The 23,864-nt window shown below is 39.7% G+C and carries 26 protein-coding genes; 25 read left to right on the top strand and 1 reads right to left on the bottom strand.

What is annotated here, in order from left to right:
• Positions 1–120 precede the first annotated feature (120 nt).
• From ACQKL0_RS07920 to fni, 16 genes are all read left to right on the top strand, one after another.
• A complete protein-coding gene (locus tag ACQKL0_RS07920; protein ID WP_402869222.1) occupies positions 121–579 on the top strand; it encodes a DUF2663 family protein in 459 nt (152 codons plus the stop codon).
• Between the two features lie 157 nt (positions 580–736).
• Positions 737–1,489 carry a metallophosphoesterase gene (locus ACQKL0_RS07925; protein WP_427686899.1) on the top strand — a complete coding sequence of 251 codons (753 nt, stop codon included), beginning with the start codon at positions 737–739 and terminating at the stop codon, positions 1,487–1,489.
• 97 nt (positions 1,490–1,586) lie between these two features.
• The gene (locus tag ACQKL0_RS07930) at positions 1,587–2,480 is read left to right on the top strand and encodes a MerR family transcriptional regulator (protein WP_402869220.1); all 894 of its coding nucleotides are present in this window, start codon (positions 1,587–1,589) and stop codon (positions 2,478–2,480) included.
• An 85-nt stretch (positions 2,481–2,565) separates the two neighbouring features.
• Positions 2,566–3,141: a genetic competence negative regulator gene (locus ACQKL0_RS07935; protein WP_402869218.1), complete on the top strand. Its 576-nt coding sequence runs from the start codon at positions 2,566–2,568 to the stop codon at positions 3,139–3,141.
• 265 nt (positions 3,142–3,406) lie between these two features.
• Positions 3,407–4,684 (top strand): Glu/Leu/Phe/Val family dehydrogenase, encoded by a 1,278-nt coding sequence (locus tag ACQKL0_RS07940; RefSeq protein WP_402869216.1) that lies wholly within the window; start codon positions 3,407–3,409, stop codon positions 4,682–4,684.
• A gap of 153 nt (positions 4,685–4,837) precedes the next feature.
• A complete protein-coding gene (locus tag ACQKL0_RS07945) occupies positions 4,838–5,806 on the top strand; it encodes a YpdA family putative bacillithiol disulfide reductase (RefSeq protein WP_427686901.1) in 969 nt (322 codons plus the stop codon).
• 18 nt (positions 5,807–5,824) lie between these two features.
• The gene (locus tag ACQKL0_RS07950) at positions 5,825–6,790 is read left to right on the top strand and encodes an asparaginase (protein WP_402869211.1); all 966 of its coding nucleotides are present in this window, start codon (positions 5,825–5,827) and stop codon (positions 6,788–6,790) included.
• 86 nt (positions 6,791–6,876) lie between these two features.
• Positions 6,877–7,563, top strand: a complete 687-nt coding sequence (prsW, locus tag ACQKL0_RS07955; protein WP_427686902.1) for a glutamic-type intramembrane protease PrsW — start codon at positions 6,877–6,879, stop codon at positions 7,561–7,563.
• Between the two features lie 121 nt (positions 7,564–7,684).
• Positions 7,685–8,539: a spore cortex-lytic enzyme gene (sleB, locus tag ACQKL0_RS07960; RefSeq protein WP_402869207.1), complete on the top strand. Its 855-nt coding sequence runs from the start codon at positions 7,685–7,687 to the stop codon at positions 8,537–8,539.
• Positions 8,540–8,553: 14 nt separating this feature from the next.
• The gene (ypeB, locus tag ACQKL0_RS07965) at positions 8,554–9,909 is read left to right on the top strand and encodes a germination protein YpeB (protein WP_427686904.1); all 1,356 of its coding nucleotides are present in this window, start codon (positions 8,554–8,556) and stop codon (positions 9,907–9,909) included.
• Between the two features lie 187 nt (positions 9,910–10,096).
• Complete coding sequence (locus ACQKL0_RS07970) at positions 10,097–10,756, top strand: flagellar brake protein (protein ID WP_402869203.1); 660 nt, start codon at positions 10,097–10,099, stop codon at positions 10,754–10,756.
• A gap of 68 nt (positions 10,757–10,824) precedes the next feature.
• Complete coding sequence (locus ACQKL0_RS07975; RefSeq protein ID WP_402869200.1) at positions 10,825–11,010, top strand: YpfB family protein; 186 nt, start codon at positions 10,825–10,827, stop codon at positions 11,008–11,010.
• A 193-nt stretch (positions 11,011–11,203) separates the two neighbouring features.
• Complete coding sequence (gene cmk, locus ACQKL0_RS07980; protein ID WP_402869198.1) at positions 11,204–11,878, top strand: (d)CMP kinase; 675 nt, start codon at positions 11,204–11,206, stop codon at positions 11,876–11,878.
• A complete protein-coding gene (locus ACQKL0_RS07985) occupies positions 11,875–12,462 on the top strand; it encodes a lysophospholipid acyltransferase family protein (protein ID WP_402956676.1) in 588 nt (195 codons plus the stop codon). Before cmk ends, ACQKL0_RS07985 begins: the two co-directional genes overlap by 4 nt.
• A 208-nt stretch (positions 12,463–12,670) precedes the next feature.
• On the top strand, positions 12,671–13,807 hold the full coding sequence (gene rpsA, locus ACQKL0_RS07990; protein ID WP_402869194.1) for a 30S ribosomal protein S1: 1,137 nt from the start codon (positions 12,671–12,673) through the stop codon (positions 13,805–13,807).
• A gap of 20 nt (positions 13,808–13,827) precedes the next feature.
• Positions 13,828–14,874, top strand: a complete 1,047-nt coding sequence (gene fni, locus ACQKL0_RS07995) for a type 2 isopentenyl-diphosphate Delta-isomerase (protein WP_427686905.1) — start codon at positions 13,828–13,830, stop codon at positions 14,872–14,874.
• Positions 14,875–14,933: 59 nt separating this feature from the next.
• On the opposite strand, the gene ACQKL0_RS08000 is transcribed toward fni, so the two are convergent.
• Positions 14,934–15,065 (bottom strand): YpzI family protein, encoded by a 132-nt coding sequence (locus tag ACQKL0_RS08000; RefSeq protein ID WP_402869190.1) that lies wholly within the window; start codon positions 15,063–15,065, stop codon positions 14,934–14,936.
• Between the two features lie 115 nt (positions 15,066–15,180).
• Between ACQKL0_RS08000 and ACQKL0_RS08005 the strand changes: the two genes are divergently transcribed.
• The 9 genes from ACQKL0_RS08005 to mtrB all read left to right on the top strand — a co-directional run bounded on the left by ACQKL0_RS08005 (position 15,181) and on the right by mtrB (position 23,777).
• Positions 15,181–15,801 (top strand): YphA family membrane protein, encoded by a 621-nt coding sequence (locus ACQKL0_RS08005; protein WP_427650631.1) that lies wholly within the window; start codon positions 15,181–15,183, stop codon positions 15,799–15,801.
• Positions 15,802–16,301: 500 nt separating this feature from the next.
• Positions 16,302–17,612: a ribosome biogenesis GTPase Der gene (der, locus tag ACQKL0_RS08010; protein WP_402869186.1), complete on the top strand. Its 1,311-nt coding sequence runs from the start codon at positions 16,302–16,304 to the stop codon at positions 17,610–17,612.
• A gap of 16 nt (positions 17,613–17,628) precedes the next feature.
• A complete protein-coding gene (locus ACQKL0_RS08015; RefSeq protein WP_402869184.1) occupies positions 17,629–18,681 on the top strand; it encodes an NAD(P)H-dependent glycerol-3-phosphate dehydrogenase in 1,053 nt (350 codons plus the stop codon).
• Positions 18,682–19,237: 556 nt separating this feature from the next.
• Positions 19,238–19,435, top strand: coding sequence for a DUF2768 domain-containing protein (locus tag ACQKL0_RS08020; protein ID WP_402869182.1), 198 nt, complete (start codon positions 19,238–19,240; stop codon positions 19,433–19,435).
• A 16-nt stretch (positions 19,436–19,451) separates the two neighbouring features.
• Complete coding sequence (locus ACQKL0_RS08025) at positions 19,452–20,174, top strand: hypothetical protein (protein WP_427686907.1); 723 nt, start codon at positions 19,452–19,454, stop codon at positions 20,172–20,174.
• Between the two features lie 230 nt (positions 20,175–20,404).
• Positions 20,405–21,883, top strand: coding sequence for a stage IV sporulation protein A (gene spoIVA / locus ACQKL0_RS08030; protein WP_402869179.1), 1,479 nt, complete (start codon positions 20,405–20,407; stop codon positions 21,881–21,883).
• Positions 21,884–22,384: 501 nt separating this feature from the next.
• Positions 22,385–22,657 carry an HU family DNA-binding protein gene (locus ACQKL0_RS08035; RefSeq protein ID WP_318683240.1) on the top strand — a complete coding sequence of 91 codons (273 nt, stop codon included), beginning with the start codon at positions 22,385–22,387 and terminating at the stop codon, positions 22,655–22,657.
• Between the two features lie 286 nt (positions 22,658–22,943).
• Positions 22,944–23,510 (top strand): GTP cyclohydrolase I FolE, encoded by a 567-nt coding sequence (gene folE, locus ACQKL0_RS08040; protein ID WP_402869176.1) that lies wholly within the window; start codon positions 22,944–22,946, stop codon positions 23,508–23,510.
• A gap of 21 nt (positions 23,511–23,531) precedes the next feature.
• Positions 23,532–23,777, top strand: a complete 246-nt coding sequence (gene mtrB / locus ACQKL0_RS08045) for a trp RNA-binding attenuation protein MtrB (protein WP_402869175.1) — start codon at positions 23,532–23,534, stop codon at positions 23,775–23,777.
• The last annotated feature ends 87 nt before the right edge of the window (positions 23,778–23,864 follow it).

Consider the following 23,864-nt stretch of genomic DNA (forward strand, 5'->3'; position numbering starts at 1 on the left):
GACAGGGTGCTTTTTTTCCTAAGGTTGGGTTATTTATAGTAAAGGTCCGCCCCCATTATCATTTTTTCCAAGACAACCTCATATCATGATTTGAAGGATTAGGAAAGAGGGGGAAGATAAATGGAACCGGCAATCATTTTATTGGATGATAAAACCGATCAGGCGGCAAAACAAATGTTACAGAATGTTGTGGTCCGCAAAAAAAAATTCGAGACGCTCAAAAAGAAGCATCTTCATAGTTTATGGGCAACAATGATTATCGCTGCTCTTTTCTTGATATATCTTTATTTATATATAGTTGTTCCTTATTCCTATTCGTTCTTTAAGATGTTCAGTGTCTTTGTTGACCATTTTAGCCATTTTTTATTTTTGGCTGCGACGACCGGAATCTATGGTTATATGATGATGATCAAAAAGAAAATGGATAAAGCAGAAAAGGAATTTCAATTGCTTCGATGTGAAATTATCAACAAAAGCAAACAGTTGTGGGAAAAAGAGGATGAATGGAAAAATCGGCACAAGGTATTTGACATGATGAAGAAGAACTATGATATTAACTTATTTCATGAAAATAAATAAACTCCTAGTTAGGAATATTGAATAGCGGGTATTATGGTTTTATGAGTAAGTTTCGGAAGGATTTCGGTAATTGAAAAGAAAGAAGGTTTAATGAAAGATGTTTTTGGTTTATGTGTTTTTGGGTTTGCTACTGCTTATATGTGTGATGGTTTTTTACATGTGGCGTACAGCTAAACAAGATAGGCTACTTATCCAGGATTTATATTTCAGCAACTTTCCGGAAGGATTTGGGGAAATTCGGATTTTTTTTATTTCCGATCTACATCGGAGAATTATATCGGATCGTTTAATCGAAGATGTCGTTGGTAAAGCGGATTTAGTCATTATTGGAGGGGATATCAGGGAAAGTGGAGTCCCCTTAGAGCGGGTAGAAAAAAATATCTTGAAACTGAAAGAGATTGGACCTATATATTTTGTATGGGGGAATAATGATTACGAAGGAGACTTTCATGAATTGGATGCCTCACTTCTGAATCTCGGGGTCAAGATATTGGATAACACTTCCGTTTCTTTTGAGTCGGAATCAGGAGAAAAGGTTGCTCTCTTAGGCATAGATGATATTTCCGTTGAAAGAGACAGACTCGACCTTGCTCTTTCGGACTGCGGGGATGAGCATTTTCGGATTTTGATCAGTCACAATCCACTTGTTAAAGAACAACTAAAGTCAGAAAATCGTATCAGTCTCGTTCTTTCGGGGCATACCCATGGTGGGCAGATACGCATATTTGGATTTGGCCCATATCGTTTGGGAGGCATAAGGAACGAAATGGAATGCATGTACATAACTAGTAATGGATATGGGACAAGTACTGTGCCATTAAGGCTTGAGGCAAAGCCGGAAACCCATCTGTTCACATTGAAAAAAGGGAAATCTACAGAATATGGAGAGGTTTTGGAGAAAATCTATTAGGCCGTTAACTCAATGAGCATATTTGAATTTTACAGAGTGGAATTAATCCACTATAATTTCATCAATGATGTTCTGTTATTGGAGGCCTTGTAAACTTATGCAAGAAGGTAAATATAATATTAAGGCAGTTTCTAAACTGCTAGGTATCCAGCCAGGTACTTTACGGGCGTGGGAAAGACGTTATCACTTTATTGAACCTATCAGGAATGATTCAGGTCACAGATTGTATACGGAAAAGCATCTGCAAATCCTAAAGTGGTTAATCAATAAAACAGACCAAGGGTTCACGATTAGTCAAGCCGTTTCGTTGCTTGAAGGATCTGAAAGGATAGCGGAAGATGTCCACGAAACCAAGCAAAATAATGAACAAACGCTCAAATTAGCGAATGAACTCCTTGATGCACTGTTAAGCTTCAATGAAAATAAGGCCCAGCTGATTATTAGTCAGGCATTCAGTATGTACAGTATCGAGCAAACGGTAGTTGAAGTACTTGGAGGTATCTTGGTTCAAATAGGCAATAAATGGGAAAATGGTGAAATTACTTCAGCCCATGAACATTTTGCTTCATCCATTATCAAAGCTAGAATCAGTTCGATTATGCATACTATCCCGACAAGTGGTTTATTGCCAAAAGCACTAACCGTTTGTGCGCCAGGGGAAAAGCATGAATTCGGTTTGCTGATTTTCACAATCTTCTTAAAAAGAAAAGGGTATGAAACGGTTTATTTAGGTGAATCGATAGCTGATGAAGACCTCTTTACTGTATTGAATATAATCAAACCATCTTACCTCTTTATGTCATGTTCGCTTTCTGAGAATCTCCCGGGAACTTTAAAGTTGATAGATGAGCTATGGCAGGAGTTCCCTGACCTGAAAATAGGTCTTGGGGGAGAAGCGCTGAATCATCTTTCTGACGATGACCGTAATAAATTCAAGCATGTATTCATTGGCGGTCTCCAATCGGATTGGAATAAGTGGTTGAAATTTTAATGTTTTCCTCATAAATAATGGATATGCACCTTGAGACCAAGTCTTCATATGATGTATGAAGATGGAAACCAGGGGGCATTTTTTTATGAAACTGGAACGATTAACGAACAATAAGATTAAGATTTTTTTGACCCTCGATGATTTAATTGATAGAGGCATCACAAAAGAAGACATCTTAGGGAATTCCTTGAAAGTGCACAAATTGTTTCAAGATATGGTGGAAGAAGCTTGTGAAGAGCTCAGTTTTAAAATGAGTGGTTCGATTGCCATTGAAATATTTTCCCTACCTGCTCAAGGGTTGATCATTATAGTAACGAAGGATGAAGAAGAATTATTTACTGAGGAAGAAGAATTTCTGGATTTGCAGGTTAAAGTTGATGAATCTCCCCATATTCTTTATGTTTTCCACGATTTTGAAGATGTAATTCAGTTGTGTCATCGTCTGACCCTCCAAGGGATGCTCAATAGTGCCCTTTATTTTTATGAAGGAAAATACTATTTATTGATTGAGGGTGTTAGGGATGCAACTTATGAAACGGTCATCTCCCTTGCAGCCGAATATGGCCATGCTTCGACGCTGACATTATCCCGCATAAATGAATACGGAACCCGCCTAATTGAAAAGGAAGCCATACATGTTTTAATCACGCATTTCATTTAGTAGAAAAGAGGAGACAGGGCAGACACTTCAAATATAGCCGAAAACGGTTTGCCTGGATAACCTCGTTCCTTTTCGGTTTAACCTCTAAGATTAGGGGAAGTATCAAGTATATAAACGTAAATGTTACCGTTTTCATTTTTTGAATATTTCTAACTTTTAAATTCCCATTTTTACTCTTTGCTTTAATATTGCGAAGGTGTATACTAGCACTGAAGAGCACTTATCACTAATAATAATGGATCTAGATTATATAGGGGGTACTATAATGGAATCGGCAAAAGGGAATAGCCATGTGAATGAGGAAGAAAAACATGACGTGCTAAAGTCTACCCAGACAGTAATACATAAAGCACTGGACAAACTGGGGTATCCTGAAGAAGTATTTGAGCTTTTAAAAGAGCCTTTACGATTATTGACGGTGAAAATGCCAATTCGTATGGATGATGGTTCCGTCAAAATTTTCACAGGATATAGGGCACAGCATAATGATTCTGTTGGTCCTACAAAAGGTGGCATTCGTTTTCATCCGAATGTGACGGAACGTGAAGTAAAAGCACTGTCCATTTGGATGAGCTTGAAATGTGGCATTGTTGATCTTCCTTATGGTGGTGGGAAGGGTGGAATTGTATGTGATCCACGTAATATGTCCTTCCGGGAATTGGAGAGACTTAGCCGGGGTTATGTCCGTGCAATCAGCCAAATCGTAGGACCCACAAAGGATATTCCTGCACCAGATGTATTTACTAATTCACAAATCATGGCGTGGATGATGGACGAATATAGCCGTATAGATGAATACAACTCGCCTGGTTTCATTACTGGTAAACCTCTTGTACTAGGTGGATCTCATGGACGTGAATCTGCAACAGCTAAAGGTGTGACCATCTGCATTAATGAAGCGGCTAAGAAACGCGGCATTGATATTAAAGGGGCACGAGTCGTCATACAAGGATTTGGGAATGCAGGTAGTTTCTTAGCGAAATTCATGCATGATGCCGGTGCTAAAGTGATCGGTATATCCGATGCCTATGGTGCACTTCATGACCCAGATGGTTTGGATATTGATTATTTACTTGACCGTCGAGACAGTTTCGGTACGGTTACAAAACTGTTCAAAACGACAATCACTAATCAAGAACTTCTAGAATTGGATTGCGATATTTTGGTTCCAGCCGCCATTGAAAACCAAATCACGGAAGAGAATGCTTCAAACATTAAAGCTTCCATCGTGGTTGAAGCAGCCAATGGCCCGACTACTATAGAAGCTACGCAAATTCTAACGGATCGTGGAATCTTATTGGTTCCTGATGTCTTGGCTTCGGCTGGGGGCGTTACCGTATCTTACTTCGAATGGGTCCAAAACAATCAGGGATATTATTGGTCTGAAGAAGAAGTTGACGAAAAGCTCGAAAAAATACTAGTGAAATCATTCAATAACATTTATGATCTTTCCCAATCCAGACGTGTTGACATGCGATTGGCAGCATATATGGTCGGTGTTAGGAAAATGGCAGAAGCATCTCGCTTCCGTGGATGGATTTAATAATTTAATGATGTATGATTAACTTGTATTGCTAGAGCGTACGAGCATTATCATTGAAAAGATATGTAAAAAATCCTATCATTTAATGATAGGATTTTTTAATAGGAGAAGAATATAACTTAATATTATTGTTGGAAAGGCAGTGCGTGTAAAATGAATGAAGAAGAAGTAATTATAATCGGTGGGGGCCCATGTGGACTGTCAGCTGCTATTGCTCTAAAAGAAGAGGGAATTCAGGCCCTTGTTATAGAAAAAGGAAACGTAGTCGATTCCATTTATCGATATCCTACCCATCAGACCTTTTTCAGTTCCAGTGAAAAGTTAGAAATAGGGGATACGGCATTCATTACCGAAAATCGGAAACCCGTGCGAAATCAGGCACTGGCCTACTATAGGGAAGTTGTCAGGAGAAAAGAATTACGGGTACATAAGTTCGAGAAGGTTGAAGAAGTGAGAAAACAGGATGACGGACGCTTTTTCGTTAAAACATCTAAAGGTAATTATACGGCGTCACGTGTCATCGTAGCTACAGGTTATTATGATCATCCTAATTATATGTGCATTCCGGGCGAAGAGCTTCCTAAAGTGTTCCATTATTTCAAGGAGGGACATCCTTACTTTAACTGTGACGTTACTGTCATTGGTGGTAAAAACTCAAGTGTGGATGCAGCACTGGAATTGGTCAAGGCCGGGGCAAGGGTTACAGTCCTTTATAGAGGATCCGAATTTTCTACAAGTATTAAACCATGGATTCTTCCTGAGTTCGAGTCATTGGTCCGTAATGGTAAAGTCGTGATGGAATTTAACGCCACTGTAGATAAGATCACTGAAGATAGTGTGGCTTATCATGTTGGTGACGTGCATAAGGTAATTAAAAACGATTTTGTATTTGCCATGACGGGTTACCACCCCGATCATTCATTTTTAGCAGCAATGGGCATTTCGATTGATCAAGAAACAGGAAGACCTACTTATGATGAGAAGACGATGGAGACAAATGTTGAAGGCCTTTATATCGCGGGTGTCCTGGCAGCAGGAAATAATGCCAATGAAATTTTCATTGAAAATGGCAGGTTCCACGGCGGATTAATTGCTCAACATTTAGCTTCAAAGGATATGTAAATAAGGAGCTGGGTAACAATGCAGAAAATATCATTAATCACGACAGGTGGAACGATTGCAAGTAAAGAAACCACGGGCGGCATGTTATCATCAGGCGCTTTGAGTGGAAAAGAGTTGGCATCCCTTTGCGAGCTACCAAAGGAAATTGAAGTTAAACTGGTTGATCTTTTTCAAATACCGAGCATGTCCATGGATTTAAATAGAATGGATGAACTTAAACAAGCAATTCAAGAAGAATTGAAAGATCCGGATGTGGCTGGAATAGTTGTGACCCATGGTACGGATACATTAGAGGAAACGGCTTTCTTCTTGGATCTCACAATTAATGACAATCGCCCGATTGTGGTGACAGGTTCGCAACGGTCTCCGCAAGAAGTTGGAACAGATGTGTATTCCAATTTAAGAAACTCTATCTTAACTGCTGCGAGCCCTCTTCTTGAAAATGTAGGGGTAGTCGTAGTTTTTAACGAAAGGATATATTCGGCAAAGTATGTTAAGAAAGTACATGCTTCCAATTTACAAGGATTCGAATCCTATGGGTATGGGTACTTGGGGATTATTGATAACGAAGTCGTTAGCATCTATCAAAAACCATTATACAGGGAGAGTTTTGAGATTCAACGTAATATACCGAGAGTTGATATCATCAAATGCCACACCGGCGCCGATGGTATTTATATTAAGGCTTCTGTCGAACATGATGCCAAAGGAATCGTACTTGAGGGGGTTGGTAGAGGTCAAGTAACCCCGCACATGGTGCCTGCCATCCAAGATGCAATCGATAAAGGGGTTACCATCGTCATGACTACAGCTGCTGAGGAGGGGAAGGTATACCCCGCATATGACTATGTAGGTAGTGCTGCAGACTTAAAGCATAGAGGAGTGATTCTAGGCGCGGATTATGACAGTAAAAAAGCGCGTATTAAATTAGCAATCATTCTGGCGAGTGAAGCAGCTATAGACGGAAAGCACTTTAAATATTGACCAAGTAAAAAAACAGGAAGACTAATTACAGGATTTTATTTTTCTCCATTCCATGGTACGATTAAGGAAAAGAAAAGAGGTCGGCCATGCTGGTCATTTTGTCAGCGGCTATTGCGCCAGGGTTGGCGTTACTCAGCTACTTTTATTTGAAAGATCAATATGATACCGAACCCATTTCGGTGGTCATCAAAACTTTTCTATTCGGTGTATTCCTTGTTCTACCAATTATGTTTATACAATATGTGCTCGAAACGGAACACATTTTAGATACTAATCTCGCCAATGCATTTTTATGGGCAGCTTTGCTTGAAGAATTTTTTAAGTGGTTCATACTTATCTACGTCATTTATCAGCATATTGCCTTTGATGAACCATATGATGGGATCGTTTATGGGGCAGGAGTTTCCCTTGGCTTCGCAACAATGGAAAACATTTTGTACCTGCTAGCGAATGGTGTGGAGCATGCTTTCAGTAGAGCGATCCTGCCGGTATCGAGCCATGCCTTGTTCGGCGTAATCATGGGGTATTATTTGGGTAAAGCAAAATTTTCCGCTGATAATAATAGGTTGTACGTATTCCTGGCATTGATTATCCCGATTTTGTTACATGGCATCTATGATTATATTTTAATTTCCCAGAAGTTCTGGGTACATTTAATCATGCCCTTTATGATTTACCTATGGTGGCTGGGAATGAAAAAAGTGAAAAAAGCCCGTTTATTGTCAAAGTTTCATGCAGAAAAGATTTCTCAAAATCATTATCTAAGTAAATAATATTATTTCTTATTTCGGAGTGTTGGCATAATTTGCCCACTCCGTTTTTTATTGCCTTGGAATAAAAGCGCGGGTTAAGAAGAAAATAGAATAACGTTAATTCAAGTAAAGAGGAGTGTTTTTGATGAAAGGAATTTCGTCAACGTGGAAGTGGCTCTTGCTACTTTCATGCATAACGATTTGTTTCGGAATTTTCCCGGAAACAAGAACAAATGCCTTTTCGAGTCAAGTTATTCAAAGGGGCGCTGTTGGCGATGATGTAATTGAATTACAGGCACGCTTACAAAACATTGGTTATTATCAAGGGAAAATCGATGGGGCATATGGCTGGGGAACTTATTGGGCACTACGTAATTTCCAAGAAGACTTCGGCCTGCCGATCGACGGTCTTGCAGGGTCAACGACAAAAAAGAAACTTTCAGATGCATCTAATTTCAATAAGGAATTTGTCCATGACCAGATCAATAAAGGAAATGAGTTTACCTATTACGGGGGAGTCGACATTGATAAGCAAGTAAAAGTTAAAGATAAAGAGAATGCCTCAACAAGTAAGGCGAATGACTCTACATCGGATAATAAGTCTACAGGTACCGCTACATCTGCGAACCTTCCAGGAGGATATTCACAGAATGATATCCAACTGATGGCAAATGCCGTATATGGGGAATCCAGAGGCGAACCATATACAGGGCAGGTTGCAGTGGCCGCAGTGATCCTCAATAGGGTGGAGAGCGCTTCGTTCCCAAATACCGTTTCAGGCGTGATTTTTGAGCCTCGTGCGTTCACGGCAGTTGCGGATGGGCAAATTTGGTTGACTCCGAACGAAAGGGCGAAAGAAGCGGTCTTGGATGCGATTAACGGTTGGGACCCAAGCGGTAATGCGGAATATTATTTCAATCCTGAAACAGCAACAAGCAAGTGGATTTGGTCCAGACCACAAATTAAAAAAATCGGAAAGCATATTTTCTGTAAGTAAAGAGGTGATGAATTATGGTTAGGAATATAGTAATTATCCTGCTTGTTCTAGTCGTTGGAGGAACTGCCTTTTGGGGATACCAAGAACATAAAGAAAAAAATGCTGTATTAATTAATGCCGAAAACACGTATCAGCGGGCCTTTCATGATTTAAGCTATCAGGTGGACCTATTACATGACAAAATTGGGAGTACGCTCGCCATGAATTCACAACATTCTTTAAGTCCAGCCCTTACCGACGTTTGGCGAATCACTTCTGAGGCACAGAGTGATGTTGGGCAGCTGCCACTGACCTTACTTCCTTTTAATAAGACAGAAGAACTTTTATCGAAAATCGCAGACTTCAGTTACCGAACGGCGGTTCGTGATTTGGAAAAGCAACCGCTGAGCGATAAAGAATACGCGAATTTAAATTCTTTGTATACTCAAGCTGGAGATATTCAAGGTGAGTTAAGAAAAGTGCAATATCTTGTACTTAAAAATAATTTAAGATGGATGGATGTCGAGTTAGCGCTAGCGACGGGTAAAGAGAATAATGATAATACAATCATTGATGGGTTTAAAACGGTAGAGAAAAAAGTCGCAGGATATGGTGAAACGAATGAAATGAATCCAACATATATCTCTGCAGAGCAGAAGGACAAAAATTATCAAAATTTAAACGGGAAAGCATTGACGAAAAAAGAGGCTGTCACGGCCGCGCGAGCGTATTCAAATAATCAAAGTGAAAATGTAAAAGTAAATGTTGAAGAAAACGGAAAAGGCTCTGATTATGGATTTTATAGCATAAGTATCCTGGATAAGGAAAAGGATACCGAGGTGAATATGGATATGACCAAAAAGGGTGGTTATCCCATCTGGTATATCAATAATCGGGAGGTGCAAAAAACGAATATTGATTTAAATCAAGCTTACGGTAAAGCATCCGCTTTTCTTAAGAAACATGACTTTAGATCGCTTGAGTTGTTTGAAAGTGTGCAATATGGTCACATAGGTCTGTTTAATTTTGTCTCTTCTGTCAATGGAATAAGGGTTTACCCAGACTCGGTCAAGGTAAAAGTGGCTTTGGACGATGGATCCATCATCGGATTTTCTGCAGAAGAATATTTAAAAGCAAATAAGATTAGGGATATTGGTGACGCCACAATTACAGAAAAAGAAGCGAAAGAAAAAATTAATCCGAACGTCAAAATCATGGAGCAGGGAAAGGCATTAATTATAAATGACATAGGTGAAGAGGTACTTTGTTACGAGTTTCTTGGAACGATTAAGGAAGATACCTACCGAATTTTCATTAATGCTGACAACGGCAGGGAAGAAAAGGTAGAAAAATTGAAAAATGCAGAACCTGTTTATGAAAAGTTAATCTAATATAACATCCACACTAATATCTAAAATAAATATAGGGAAAAGTGCCTAGGTACTTTTCCTTTTTCCATTTCCATGACATAATACAAATAAACTTTTTATGGATTATGTGGAATAAATTAAGGGTTTAATTTCATTAATTCCTTCAGTGGTGATCCTTTTTAAGAATAACGAAGGACGTGTAGACACAATGTTTAAAATAGGTGATATGCTGACGCTAGAGCAAAAATACTCTTCCCAAAAGGAAAAGTTTAAATGTATGGTCGTAGAAATGGAATCTGGTTGCGTTTACGTAGACTACCCCATAAATATCGAGACGGGAAAAGTTGTATTTCTAGTGGATGGAACTCAACTGAACATTTCCTTTACGGATGAGGAACAAGCCGTTTATATTTTTGATTCCGAGGTATTGGGCAAAGTGAAAGGGCAAATCCCGATGATTCAACTAATGGTACCCGAAGTAGAGACGTTTGTGAAAATTCAGAGGAGACAGTATGTCCGTCTTGATGTAACGGTGGATATCGCATTGCATCCCATACAGTATGAGTTTTCCCCATTCCGAGCCCTGACCGAGGACATCAGTGCGGGTGGGGCTTCAATCAGGCTTTTAAAAGGGGTGGATATCGGATCTGTCTCAGAACTATATCTATGGATGGCCCTTACATTAAAGTCAGGGGAAATTCAATACTTGCGGTTGAAAAGTAAAGTGATAAGGGTGACGGAGAAGGACCATGGCAATAGGTTACTTCATATTCAATTTATAGACCCTCCAAGAAATGAGGTTCAAACATTGATGAGGTTCATTTTTGAAAAGCAAGTGGACTTGAAGAAAAAAGGTCTGTATATGTAATTGAGGTGAATGAGAAGTCGGATTTCTTTCCATACTGATTGTATTACCTAGTTTGGAAGGGACAGTTCATGAAAACAATTGAAAGGCTTTTAATTAAAGTGATAATCATCCAACTAATCTGTTTGCTTTTTTTTCAACTTCTTCTAAGTAAGGAAGATCGCATCTTTGAGCTGACAAAGCTTTCAAAGTATGAAGGGGTCAATACAAATAACTATACTAAAATTATTGAAACCTTTAATGGGACATCAAAATAAAAGCGCGGGATTCCCGCCTTTTTCTAGATGAACACGCCTTTAGCAAGGAATCTCGGATAAATACCGATAAGGTGTTTTAAACAGACGTGATTTTCAATTGACACGCCCTTTTATTAATCTTTTTCTCGCTAATTGTGATAAAATGAAGGGGTAGTAAACTATCATCATGATCGTAGGATTCTTGGGAGGATTTATGACAAAAAAATTATCAGTTGCAATCGATGGACCAGCTGCTGCTGGAAAAAGTACGGTTGCAAAAATTGTTGCAGAAAAGTTCAATTACATATATGTAGATACAGGTGCGATGTACCGGTCATTAACTTATAAAGCGTTGAATCACGGGGTTGCCCTGAATGATGAGAACGCTTTATTCAATATGTTGATTGATACCGATATATCTTTAAGACCGAGTGAAGCGGGACAATTGGTGTTTGTGGATAATGAGGATGTTACCGCTCAAATTAGAAACAATGAAGTGACTGGGTCTGTCTCAGAAGTGGCAAAGCACAGAAGCATTCGGGAAGAAATGGTTAGAAGGCAGCAAATGTTTGGTGAAAATGGCGGAGTGGTCATGGACGGCAGAGATATAGGTACCCATGTACTGCCGAATGCCGAGGTTAAGGTATTCCTAATTGCTTCTGTGGATGAAAGGGCTCAGCGAAGACATCAGGAAAATCTACTAAAAGGATTCCCTTCTGATATTGAGATCTTAAAAGAAGAAATTGCAACTAGGGACAAGCTCGACTCCGAGAGAGAAGTTTCCCCTTTGAAAAAGGCAGAGGATGCTGTCGAGATTGACACGACTTCGCTATCCATCCAAGAAGTGGCAGAAAGTATCATGTCATTGATAGAAGAAAGGAAAAGATGACCTTGGATTTTTATACTTTTGGTAAAAACGTCGTAAAAGGCGTTTTAATGCCTGCTTATAGGGTTAAAACGTTAGGGAAGGAAAATATACCTGAAGAGGGAGGGGTGCTGATTTGTGCCAATCACATTGATAATTTGGACCCGCCCGTCGTCGGAATGACGTCTCCTAGGGATATTCACTTCATGGCGAAGGAAGAGTTGTTTCATGCACCTATATTAAAGGGTATATTACCTAGGGTAAACGCTTTTCCCGTAAAGCGGGGAAATAGCGATCGGGAATCACTTAGAAAAGGGCTGAAGCTTTTAAAAGAAGGCAAAGTACTTGGGCTATTTCCCGAAGGTACCAGAAGCAAAACGGGTGAATTGCAAGAAGGATTGGCAGGAGCCGGTTTTTTCGCATTGCGATCCGAAGCTGTGATAATTCCTTGTGCGATAATTGGACCATATAAATTATTGCGCCCTCTAAAGGTCGTTTACGGCCCACCAATTGACTTTACAGAATATCGGGAGAAAAGGATTTCAGCTGATGAAGCGACCAAGATCGTTATGGCGCATATCGGAAAATTGATTTCTGAACATAAATAATCCTTTCCGCTTGACAATTCACTGATTTTGTTAGAATTTATAAATTAGGGGTAATATTCCTTTATAGGAATAAAAAAGGTAATTTGACCTTTTTACTCTAAAAAGAGGCTGGTTTATCTTTATAAAAAGTGTATTTATCCAATCACTTTAAATAAAATATATGGCCGATGAATTTGCTGATCAGTCATGGGTTAAGGAGGAGTTAGTAATGACAGAAGATATGAATCAAGTAGAAGTGAACAATTACAATGTTGGGGATCAAGTTAAAGCAACCGTTTCAAAGGTAGAAGAAAAACAGGTCATTGTCGATGTGGAAAACAGCAAGTCCGGTGGAATCATTCCTATCAGTGAGTTGTCAAGCCTGCATGTCGAAAAAGCATCTGATGCCGTTTCAGAAGGAGACATCTTAGAGCTTGAAGTTATCAAAGTGGAAGAAGAAGCTCTTATTCTATCAAAACGTAAAATTGATGCTCTTAAAGCGTGGGATGACCTAGAAGAAAAATTTGAAAATGGAGTCGTATTTGAAGCAGAAATCAAAGATGTTGTCAAAGGCGGACTTGTTGTAGATCTAGGCGTACGTGGTTTTGTTCCAGCTTCTTTAGTAGAAGACTACTTTGTTGAGGACTTTTCTGATTACAAAAACCGAACTTTAACATTCAAGATTGTCGAACTAGAGAAGGATAAGAACCGTTTGATTCTTTCACATCGGGCAGTTGTACAGGAGCAAAAGGAAAAGCAGAAAGCTAGTGTTCTTGATGGAATTGAAAGTGGCCAAGTGATTGAGGGAACTGTACAAAGAATAACCGATTTCGGAGCTTTTGTTGATATTGGTGGCGTAGACGGACTTGTTCATATTTCTCAACTGTCTCACCAACATGTCGATAAAGCGTCAGATGTCGTGACTGAAGGCGATAAAGTACAGGTGAAAGTTCTTTCGATTGACCGTGATAACGAGAGAATTTCTTTATCCATAAAGGATACCCTTCCTGGACCATGGGTGGATATCGCTGATAAAGCAGCAAAAGGATCGATACAAGAAGGTGTAGTTAAACGTCTTGTTTCCTTCGGTGCCTTTGTTGAAATCTTTCCCGGAGTGGAAGGATTGGTCCATATTTCACAAATATCTCACAAACATATAGCAACACCGCAGGAAGTCCTGCAAGAGGGTCAGTCGGTCAAAGTGAAGATTTTGGACGTCAATGAAGCGGATCAACGGTTATCATTAAGCATTAAAGAACTGGAAGATCCACAATCTAATTACTCGTCGGATTATGAAATTCCAGCTGAAACAAAAGGGTTCCAGCTTGGTGAAATGATTGGCGATCAATTAAAAAAACTAAAATAAGATAATAATTGGAGAGAGCCTTGGAGAGAGCACAACGAAAATTAGACCATATAAACATTGCATTGAAAACAGGCCAGCAACGTAAATCCGGGTTTGAAGATGTTTCGTTTGTTCACCAAAGCTTACCTGGGATTTCATTGGATAATGTGGATATTACGGTGGAAATTGGCGGACTTACATTAAGTTCGCCAATTTCCATAAATGCCATGACCGGCGGCGGTGGACTGGAAACTGAAAAAATCAATAGGGAACTGGCCATTGCTGCCAGGGAAACTGGAATGGCAATGGCAGTCGGTTCACAAATGGGAGCCATTAAAGATCCAAGTCAGGAAGCTTCATATAAAGTGGTAAGACAAGAGAATCCTAATGGAATCCTCATTGGAAATCTTGGTGGTGAAGCCACTGTTGAACAAGCAAAGCGAGCGAGCGATATGATTGAGGCTGATGCATTCCAGATTCATATCAATGCCATTCAAGAGTTGACCATGCCTGAAGGAGATAGGGATTTTGCAGGTATACTGTCTAGGATAGAAGAAATCAATAAAAATTTAGGAGTTCCACTCATAATAAAAGAAGTAGGGTTTGGCATGAGTAAGGAAACCGTAGAGCAATTGCATTCTGTTGGAGTTTCCATAATAGATGTGGGCGGTTTCGGTGGAACGAATTTTGCTAGGATTGAAAATGAAAGACGCTCCAAAATACTCGGATATTTTAATGAATGGGGTATTCCCACTGCTGCTTCCATAGTAGAAGCGGTAAATGTTTCACCCGCATTGTCAGTCGTGGGTTCAGGCGGTATTCAGAATCCTTTAGAGATTGCCAAAAGCTTAGCTTTAGGAGCAAGAGGAATAGGGATAGCTGGCCATTTCTTGAAGGTGCACAAAGAAAGCGGTTTAGAGCAGCTAATTAGGGAAATAAATTACATACATGACGATTTTAAGATTATTATGACGGCACTTGGTGCTATTAATATTTCCGAGCTTAGAAAGGCAAAGGTCGTGATCTCCGGTGATACCTATCACTGGTTGACTCAAAGAGGGATAGACTGCACTTCCTATGCAAAATGACAATAAAAGAAGCACCATCTATTGTTATCATGACAATAGAGGTGCTCTTTTTTTAGTGGTCAATGGTTTCTATTTCTTGCATCTTCAGGACTTTCCAGCTTGGTTGCCCCTTTTTTATCGAGGGACTGGTCCCGATCCGATTCCAAACGTTTGCTTTCCCTTAATTTCTTTTCTTGGCGGTCTTTGCCCACGAGATTACACCTCCTTTATTGTCAGGCATGCATTTAGTAACTTATCAAAAAAATCGCCATGTTTATTCTTACCATAAATAACCCATAATGTTTCTTAAAAAGGGGAGAAGCTATTATGGATGGAATATTTTTTTATTGGGTTTCATGGATAGTGTGGGTATGTGTCATGTTTTTTATTCCTAAAACCGTTGCCTATCGATTCGATTTCCTTTTCCATCTGTTAGCTATCATGGTCCTTGTGGGATATACCCTTGAGGTATCCTCCTTTACTATGCATATTAGTGGGCTATATCTTTTTCTTATTCTGTGTGTATACATAAGAAAGCGATCTCCCTTGAAAACAATAGAGCTTGTTATAGGAAGTTTGATTGTCACTCTGGCCTATGCAAGTTTTCAGTTGTTCTCTTTACTAGATCCCATTTGGCTATTTATCAAGGCGCCCTATCTTCTTTGCATTTTCCTGAATTATTTGATTCTCTTACTGTTTAAAGACTGGAAATCGCGCATGTCGGTACTGTTGTTAGGAATGACGCTGGGCGATCTTGTGTATTCAGGCCTCCTTCATTTCCATTCGATGACTTACGTGGCGCTATCTTATGCATGGCATGATAATGTAGTCATGGTATTGACGACCAATGCTCTTTGGCGATTGCTCGAGGTCTTATGTGGATATATTTTTGCATCATCACAAGCAAGGGTATTGTCGGAGGAAAGGAAGGAGAACTTTACCCAATAGATAGGATGAAAATTTGTTTAATATAATACTTTTCATAAGGAGTTTTTGCGGGGAATATTGTAGGAGAATGGGCTTTTATGCATACAATCATTGTTGATTAGTGAGAAATTTGGTACTATAGGATAGTTAGAGGTCTGTAGATAAATCGTAAAGTGCTCTAATTATATTAAATGGAAGCTGTTGCCGAAGGTGTTTTTTGGCTGTCTTCATTTTTTCTTGGCTGTTTTTAATCATGTTTAGCAAGCAGCGGATTTGCCATATGTTCTCTTAGGAACAAGGGGATAGGCGGACTCATGCCTGTATATACTTGATACGTTTAACTTGCCAACAGTATAGGTATTTTCTTGTACTGATGGAAGTTTCCTTTATATGATGATCCATACAGCCTTTTCCTTAAAAAGGAATTAATGAAAATCACAGTGCAGATGAAATATTAAAAGAATGCATTCATGAATTTCGTGACTTTGACAGAGATATAGTAGCAGAAAGGGTGAATAGCAATGCCAAAACCGGTAATTGCGATAGTTGGTCGGCCAAACGTTGGTAAATCAACAATCTTTAATAGAATAGTGGGAGAACGTGTTTCAATCGTTGAGGACGTTCCAGGAGTAACAAGAGACAGGATTTATAGTTCAGGTGAATGGTTAACTCATGACTTTAATATCATTGATACAGGTGGAATCGACATCGGTGATGAGCCATTCCTGGAACAAATTCGTTCGCAGGCTGAAATCGCCATTGATGAAGCAGATGTTATCATCTTCATGACGAATGGACGTGAAGGTGTAACTCCAGCAGATGAAGAGGTTGCTAAAATCCTCTATAGATCGAAAAAGCCAGTCGTTCTTGCTGTCAATAAAGTGGACAACCCAGAAATGAGAGATCAAATTTATGATTTCTATGCTCTAGGTTTTGGCGATCCATTCCCAATTTCAGGTTCACATGGACTGGGGCTTGGTGATCTGTTGGATGAAGCCGCTAAACATTTCCCTAAATACGGTGGCCAGGATTATGCTGACGACGTAATCAAATTCAGTCTGATCGGACGCCCAAATGTCGGTAAATCATCCCTAGTGAATGCTTTATTGGGGGAAGAACGTGTTATCGTAAGTGATATCGAAGGTACGACACGTGATGCAATTGATTCACCGTACAAATTCAATGGCAAAGAGTATGTCATCATTGATACGGCAGGTATGAGGAAAAAAGGGAAAGTGTATGAAAGCACAGAGAAATATAGTGTTCTTCGTGCTTTAAGAGCAATTGAACGCTCTGATGTTGTTCTTGTCGTTCTGAATGCGGAGGAAGGCATCCGCGAACAGGACAAGAAAATTGCTGGATATGCTGATGAAGCGGGTAGAGCGGTTATCATCGTGGTCAATAAATGGGATGCCATCGAGAAAGACGAAAAGACGATGAAGGAATTTGAAGAAAAAATCCGGGATAATTTCCAATTCCTTGATTACGCTCCGATTATTTATCTATCTGCCCTAACTAAGAAACGCACGCATACATTGTTGCCGGTCATTGATCGAGCTAGCGAAAACCATGCTATACGCGTTCAAACAAATATCCTGAATGAAGTGGTTATGGATGCAGTGGCCATGAATCCAACACCTACACATAATGGTAACCGTTTGAAAATTTACTATGCGACACAAGTGGCAATCAAGCCGCCTACTTTCGTTGTATTCGTTAATGATCCAGAGTTAATGCATTTCTCATATGAGAGATTTTTAGAAAATCGTATTCGGGATGCCTTTGGATTCGAAGGAACGCCGATACGGATTTTTGGACGCCAAAGAAAATAGAAAGGCGGTATGTACAATGGTGAATGAAAAAGAAAGCATCGCTGTTATTGGTGCCGGTAGCTGGGGAACCGCTCTAGCCATGGTGTTAGCCGATAACCAGCATGAAGTGAGATTATGGGGACATAACCCGAAGCAGATTGATGAAATAAATGTAGAACATACCAATAATAAATATTTGCCAGGCATTGAGCTGCCATTGGGGATTAAGGGCTATTCCTCCATGGAGAAGGCTTTAAGTGGCATTGAAATCGTTATTTTGGCTGTTCCGACTAAAGCCTATCGTGAAGTGCTTGGGCAAATTGAAGCGGTTCACGATATTCCGTTAACGATTGTACATGTGAGTAAAGGTATCGAGCCAGATTCTCTACTTCGTATTTCCGAGATGATTGAAGAAGTCTCTTCGCCGGAATGGCTTAAAGATATAGTGGTCCTTTCTGGGCCAAGCCATGCTGAAGAGGTAAGTAAGCGCCATCCAACAACGGTTGCCGTATCATCTAAAAATATGAAAGCCGCAGAAAAGGTTCAAGACCTTTTTATCAATCATTCTTTCCGTGTCTATACGAACCCGGATTTGGTTGGTGTTGAAATCGGAGGAGCCTTGAAGAACATCATAGCTTTGGCTGCCGGAATAACGGATGGTTTGGGTTATGGGGATAATGCAAAGGCTGCCTTGATTACGCGTGGACTGGCGGAAATTTCTCGACTAGGAGTTGCAATGGGTGCCAATCCCCTTACATTTTCAGGTTTAGCTGGCATCGGCGATTTGATTGTGACATGTACAAGCGTGCACTCTCGGAACTGGAGAGCCGGAAATTTGCTTGGTAAAGGGCAAAACCTAGAAGAAGTATTAGAAAATATGGGTATGGTCGTTGAAGGTGTCAGAACGACTAAAGCAGCCTATCAGCTAGCTCATAAGTATGATGTGAACATGCCAATCACTGAAGCCCTATATCGTGTGTTATTTAATGGGGAAGAAGTGAAGAAGGCTGTTGATCTCTTGATGAACCGTTCAAAAACCAATGAAATGGAAGAACTTTTTAACATATTGGATAATAGACAGGAAAAATAATTCCATGGACTGTAAATCTGTTAAAAGAATTTCATTAAAATGGGCATTTGAGGATGCGAGTTACAAGGTATCAGCATACAATGCAACGAAAGTAAACTAGTAATTTGACCTCGGCACGGGGGATTTAGTCAAATGGCAGAAGATATCTTATTATCTTCTGCTTTTTTTTATGGAGAAATATCCTTCATATGTTCAAGTTTTTCCCCTGTCAGCAGTAAATGTTAACCAAGGGAACTCATCATCACTCGAATCGTGACTCCACAAGAGGGTTTTGGACGTGTGGAAGTGCCATTGTTTCTATTGGGCTATGAAACAATTCAAAACCATGTGTTGGCCTCTTTTCGGCTAAGTGAATGACTATAGCATCCTTCATGAAAAAAGTTTTTGCTGGGCTGTTATTTTGTCAAACTGGTTATTCTTTTCTTAACTTTTTAAACATTATTTTTAAACGAAAAAGCTAATTGAGCAATAATTTAAACAGTTTGGACAACGATTTAATACCTTTAACGTAATTTGGTATGTTATAATAATTTCTGGAAAAAGGAGTGAAGATGATATGACACCAGCTCTGCAAAAAATGTGGATATCCTTTATAGCGATGGGCTTTATGGTTATCTCTATCCTACTTATTTATGGAAGTCGTTATAAACTAAAAGGAATCTGGAAAGGCTTAACAGCAATTATTGCATACATACTTATGCTTCTAGCCGGCTTGATCATCCTTATCGTTGTTCTGAGCGGCCCAACCACTTAATAGGTGAGGAGATATGATGAGAAATTCTTTCAAAATATTATGTTTATTATGCATCTCTGGATTATTGACAGGCTGTTTGTATCCTCAGAAGCAAAAAGTTCAAAATCAATTACCATATAAAGAACAAATTCAATCCGTTCAAAGCGCTGTTGATCAATTTAAGGAAGACGAAGGCGGGATTCTTCCCATTGTGACGAAAGAAGCGGACACTCCGATTTATCAAAAGTATGTAATCAAGTTCACGAAAATCTCACCAAGGTATATGGCGGAACCGCCTGATAATGCTTATGAATCGGGAGGGGTTTTTCAATATGTCCTAGTGAACGTAGAGAACGATCCGACGGTGAAACTTTTGGATGTCCGGATGGCCCAGAAAATTCAAGATATTTCTTTACGGTTGCAGGCATATCAGCAAAGTAACGGGTATCCCCCTTATAAAGAGAGGATATCGGAAAATGTCTTTACGCTTGATTATAAAAAGATGGGTCTAAAGGAAGCACCAACTGTTACGAGCCCCTATTCACAAAAGGATCTTTATTTAGTGGTGGATGGGGATGGAAATCTTTATGTTGATTACACACCGGATTTATATGATGTACTGCAGCAGCATGATGGAAGAATCAAGACGGGAGAAGATATTCGGGAACTTCTTGTGGATAGTTCGGAATTCGTTCCAGCTTATTCACTGCCATATACCATCGATGAAAAAAGTAAAAGCCCAATATTTCTCACAAAATAGTCATAACCCTTCTTCTACAAAATATATTGTAGGGGAAGGGTTATTTCTTTATCTTCATTTTATCTTACTTTTAAAATAAAAACCCTTATATAAAATCTGTTGGTGGAGGAAGGTATGGGTACGGGAATAATCGGAATAAATTTTTCGGACAACATCATAGACATATAGTGTCCTAAACATGAGTAAATGGATAATCGTGATCCCAAAACGCTAATTCGGGAGGGGATACCTTGGAAAAGGTAGATATTTTTAAAGATATTGCTGAAAGAACCGGTGGAGACATATATTTAGGTGTAGTTGGAGCTGTCAGGACAGGGAAATCCACATTTATAAAAAAATTCATGGAGCTTGTTGTTATTCCGAATATACCGTCAGAAGCAGACCGAGCAAGAGCTCAAGATGAACTGCCGCAAAGTGCAGCGGGAAGAACAATCATGACGACTGAACCTAAGTTCGTGCCTAACCAGGCAGCCTCCATTCAGGTAGCGGAAGGTCTAGAAGTGAACATTCGATTAGTCGATTGTGTAGGGTATACAATACCTGGGGCCAAAGGGTATGAAGATGAAAATGGGCCCCGTATGATTCATACTCCATGGTACGAAGAACCGATCCCTTTCAATGAAGCAGCAGAAATTGGTACACGGAAGGTAATCCAGGATCACTCGACTTTAGGGATTGTGGTTACAACAGACGGGACAATTGGTGAAATTCCCCGCAGTGATTATTTAGAGGCCGAGGAAAGGGTCATCGAAGAATTGAAAGAGGTTGGAAAGCCGTTTATTATCGTCATTAATTCAGTGCAACCCCATCATCCAAATACGGTGGCACTGAGGGATTCTTTACAGGAAAAGTACGATATCCCTGTATTGGCGATGAGTGTGGAAGGGATGCGCGAATCGGATGTATACAGTGTGCTTCGTGAAGCTCTCTATGAGTTTCCGGTTCTTGAAGTCAACGTCAACCTTCCGAGTTGGGTAATGGTCCTCCGAGAAGACCATTGGTTAAGGGAAAGCTATCAGGAAGCGGTCAAAGAGACTGTAAAAGACATCAAACGTCTACGGGATGTTGACCGGGTAGTCGGGCATTTCAATGAGTTTGAATTTATTGACCATGCTGCACTCGCGGGGATAGAAATGGGGCAGGGTGTGGCTGAAATCGACTTATATGCCCCAGATGAACTCTACGACGATATCCTGAAGGAAATTGTCGGTGTCGAGATACGTGGCAAGGATCACCTCCTATCCCTTATGCAGGACTTTGCATATGCCAAGGCCGAATATGATCAAGTAGCAGATGCTTTAAGGATGGTTAAGCAAACCGGATATGGTGTAGCGGCTCCATCTTTGAACGATATGAGCTTGGATGAGCCGGAAATCATTCGTCAGGGAGCCAGGTTCGGGGTCAGGTTAAAGGCGGTTGCCCCATCTATTCATATGATAAAGGTAGATGTCGAATCAGAGTTTTCACCGATCATTGGTACGGAGAAGCAAAGTGAAGAATTAGTCAGGTATTTAATGCAGGATTTCGAAGATAATCCACTCTCCATTTGGAATTCCGATATCTTTGGCCGAAGCCTAAGCTCATATGTTAGAGAAGGAATTCAGGTGAAACTAGCCATGATGCCAGATAATGCTCGGTATAAGTTGAAGGAGACGCTTGAAAGAATCATCAATGAAGGTAGTGGTGGTTTAATAGCGATCATTTTATAAGGAACCGTATTATTAAATGGGACCAATTCCGTTCGTCGGATTGGTCTTTTTATTGTTAGGATTCCATCAGTCCTTATAAGGGTAAAAAGAATCTGACCGATACGATTTTTTAGTAAGTTTTTAATGGAATCTCTAAAAACCCTAGTGTTATGCGATTTTCAGTGGGATTAGGAGTTTACTTTCTATAAAAAAGGGAAATGATGATTAGCGGGAGACAAAATTTATAAATTATACAATTTTTTATGAAAAGATTCCCATTATTTTTTGAATTCCCTTGCTAAGCGAATAGGATTTGTGATAATCTACATACAGAAAACGCGTTATAACAGCGGTTTCAACCTATTTTTAACTTAGCTGATGTGTCCTTTTGAAAAATTATTCAAGATAGGTTACACATGGTTAGCAGTAGGAAAAGTTCCCATTGAATTAAATATCAAATCACTATTATCGTGTTGTAATAATGATTTTTTATAAAGATCCTTTTGGGAGGAGGTGAATGGCATGAACAAAACAGAATTAATTAATGAAGTTGTTACAGCAACTGAAATTTCTAAGAAAGACGCTACAAAAGCTGTTGATGCTGTTTTTGATACAATCTTAGAAGCTCTAAAATCTGGAGATAAAGTACAATTGATCGGTTTTGGTAACTTTGAAGTTCGTGAACGTGCGGCTCGTAAAGGTCGTAACCCACAAACTGGTGACGAAATCGAAATTGCAGCTAGCAAAGTGCCAGCTTTCAAACCTGGTAAAGCACTGAAAGATGCAGTGAAGTAATTTTACCATTACATACGGGTGCTTAACCGACAAAAAGGGCCGCGTGCATACGCGGTCTTTTTTTGCTTCTTAATTTCTATCTATGCTATTATAAAAGGCAGTGAATACTGAAGAAAAGATAATATAATAATAAGTATCAATGAATGCAATGAATGGTACATGAATTATTTATTGATCTTTATACTGGGTTAAAAAGCTTTTTGGTGAAAGAACATTAAATGCCAGGCGTTTTGTCTTGTGTTTTTTTCTAATACATATTAGTTCAATTTAAATAGGGGGTAAGGGAATGGCAAATGTCGACCATGCAAAAATAGAAGAAGCGGTGAAGATGCTTCTTGAGGCAGTTGGGGAAGATCCTGGGAGAGAAGGGTTACTAGATACTCCAGCGCGCGTGGCTAGAATGTATGAAGAAATATTTTCAGGGCTGAATCAGGATCCAAAAGAATATTTCGATACGGTTTTTGGTGAAGATCATGAAGAGCTTGTTCTTGTGAAGGATATTCCTTTTTACTCGGTTTGTGAGCATCATTTAGTGCCTTTTTACGGGAAAGCCCATGTCGCTTACATCCCTAAAAACGGAAAAGTGACAGGCTTGAGTAAGTTAGCCAGAGCTGTCGAGGCGGTTTCAAAACGACCACAATTGCAAGAACGCATAACATCGACCGTCGCAAATGCGATTATGGAGAAGCTGGAGCCACATGGTGTGATGGTTGTAGTGGAGGCTGAACATATGTGTATGACCATGCGGGGCGTGAAAAAACCAGGGTCTAAAACAGTGACCTCAGCGGTGAGAGGGTCTTTTGCAAAGGACCATCGTACTCGGGCCGAAGTATTGGCATTCATTAAAGACTAAGGATATAGGGGGAGAATAGAAATGGACGAAAAATTCTCAAGTGATTTTGTAGTCATTAAAGCCATTGAAGATAGCGTAAACGTGATTGGGTTGACAAGAGGGACCGATACCAAGTTTCATCATTCTGAGAAGCTTGACTCAGGGGAAGTGATGATAGCTCAATTCACGGAGCATACATCGGCCATAAAAATAAGAGGACATGCAAAGATTTACACTCCCTACGGTGAAATGGAAAGTGAGTCAAAAAAGAATCCAACCGTGAAGTAAATGATTCTCACCTAAAAGGTTATTCCTCACCTGGTTCACACATTTAATTAAGAAAACTTCTGCATCCAGTTGGTTAGAAAGAATAAA

Origin of the sequence: Peribacillus sp. NPDC097264 (genome assembly GCF_050277925.1) — a bacterium.
Classification (GTDB): domain Bacteria; phylum Bacillota; class Bacilli; order Bacillales; family DSM-1321; genus Peribacillus.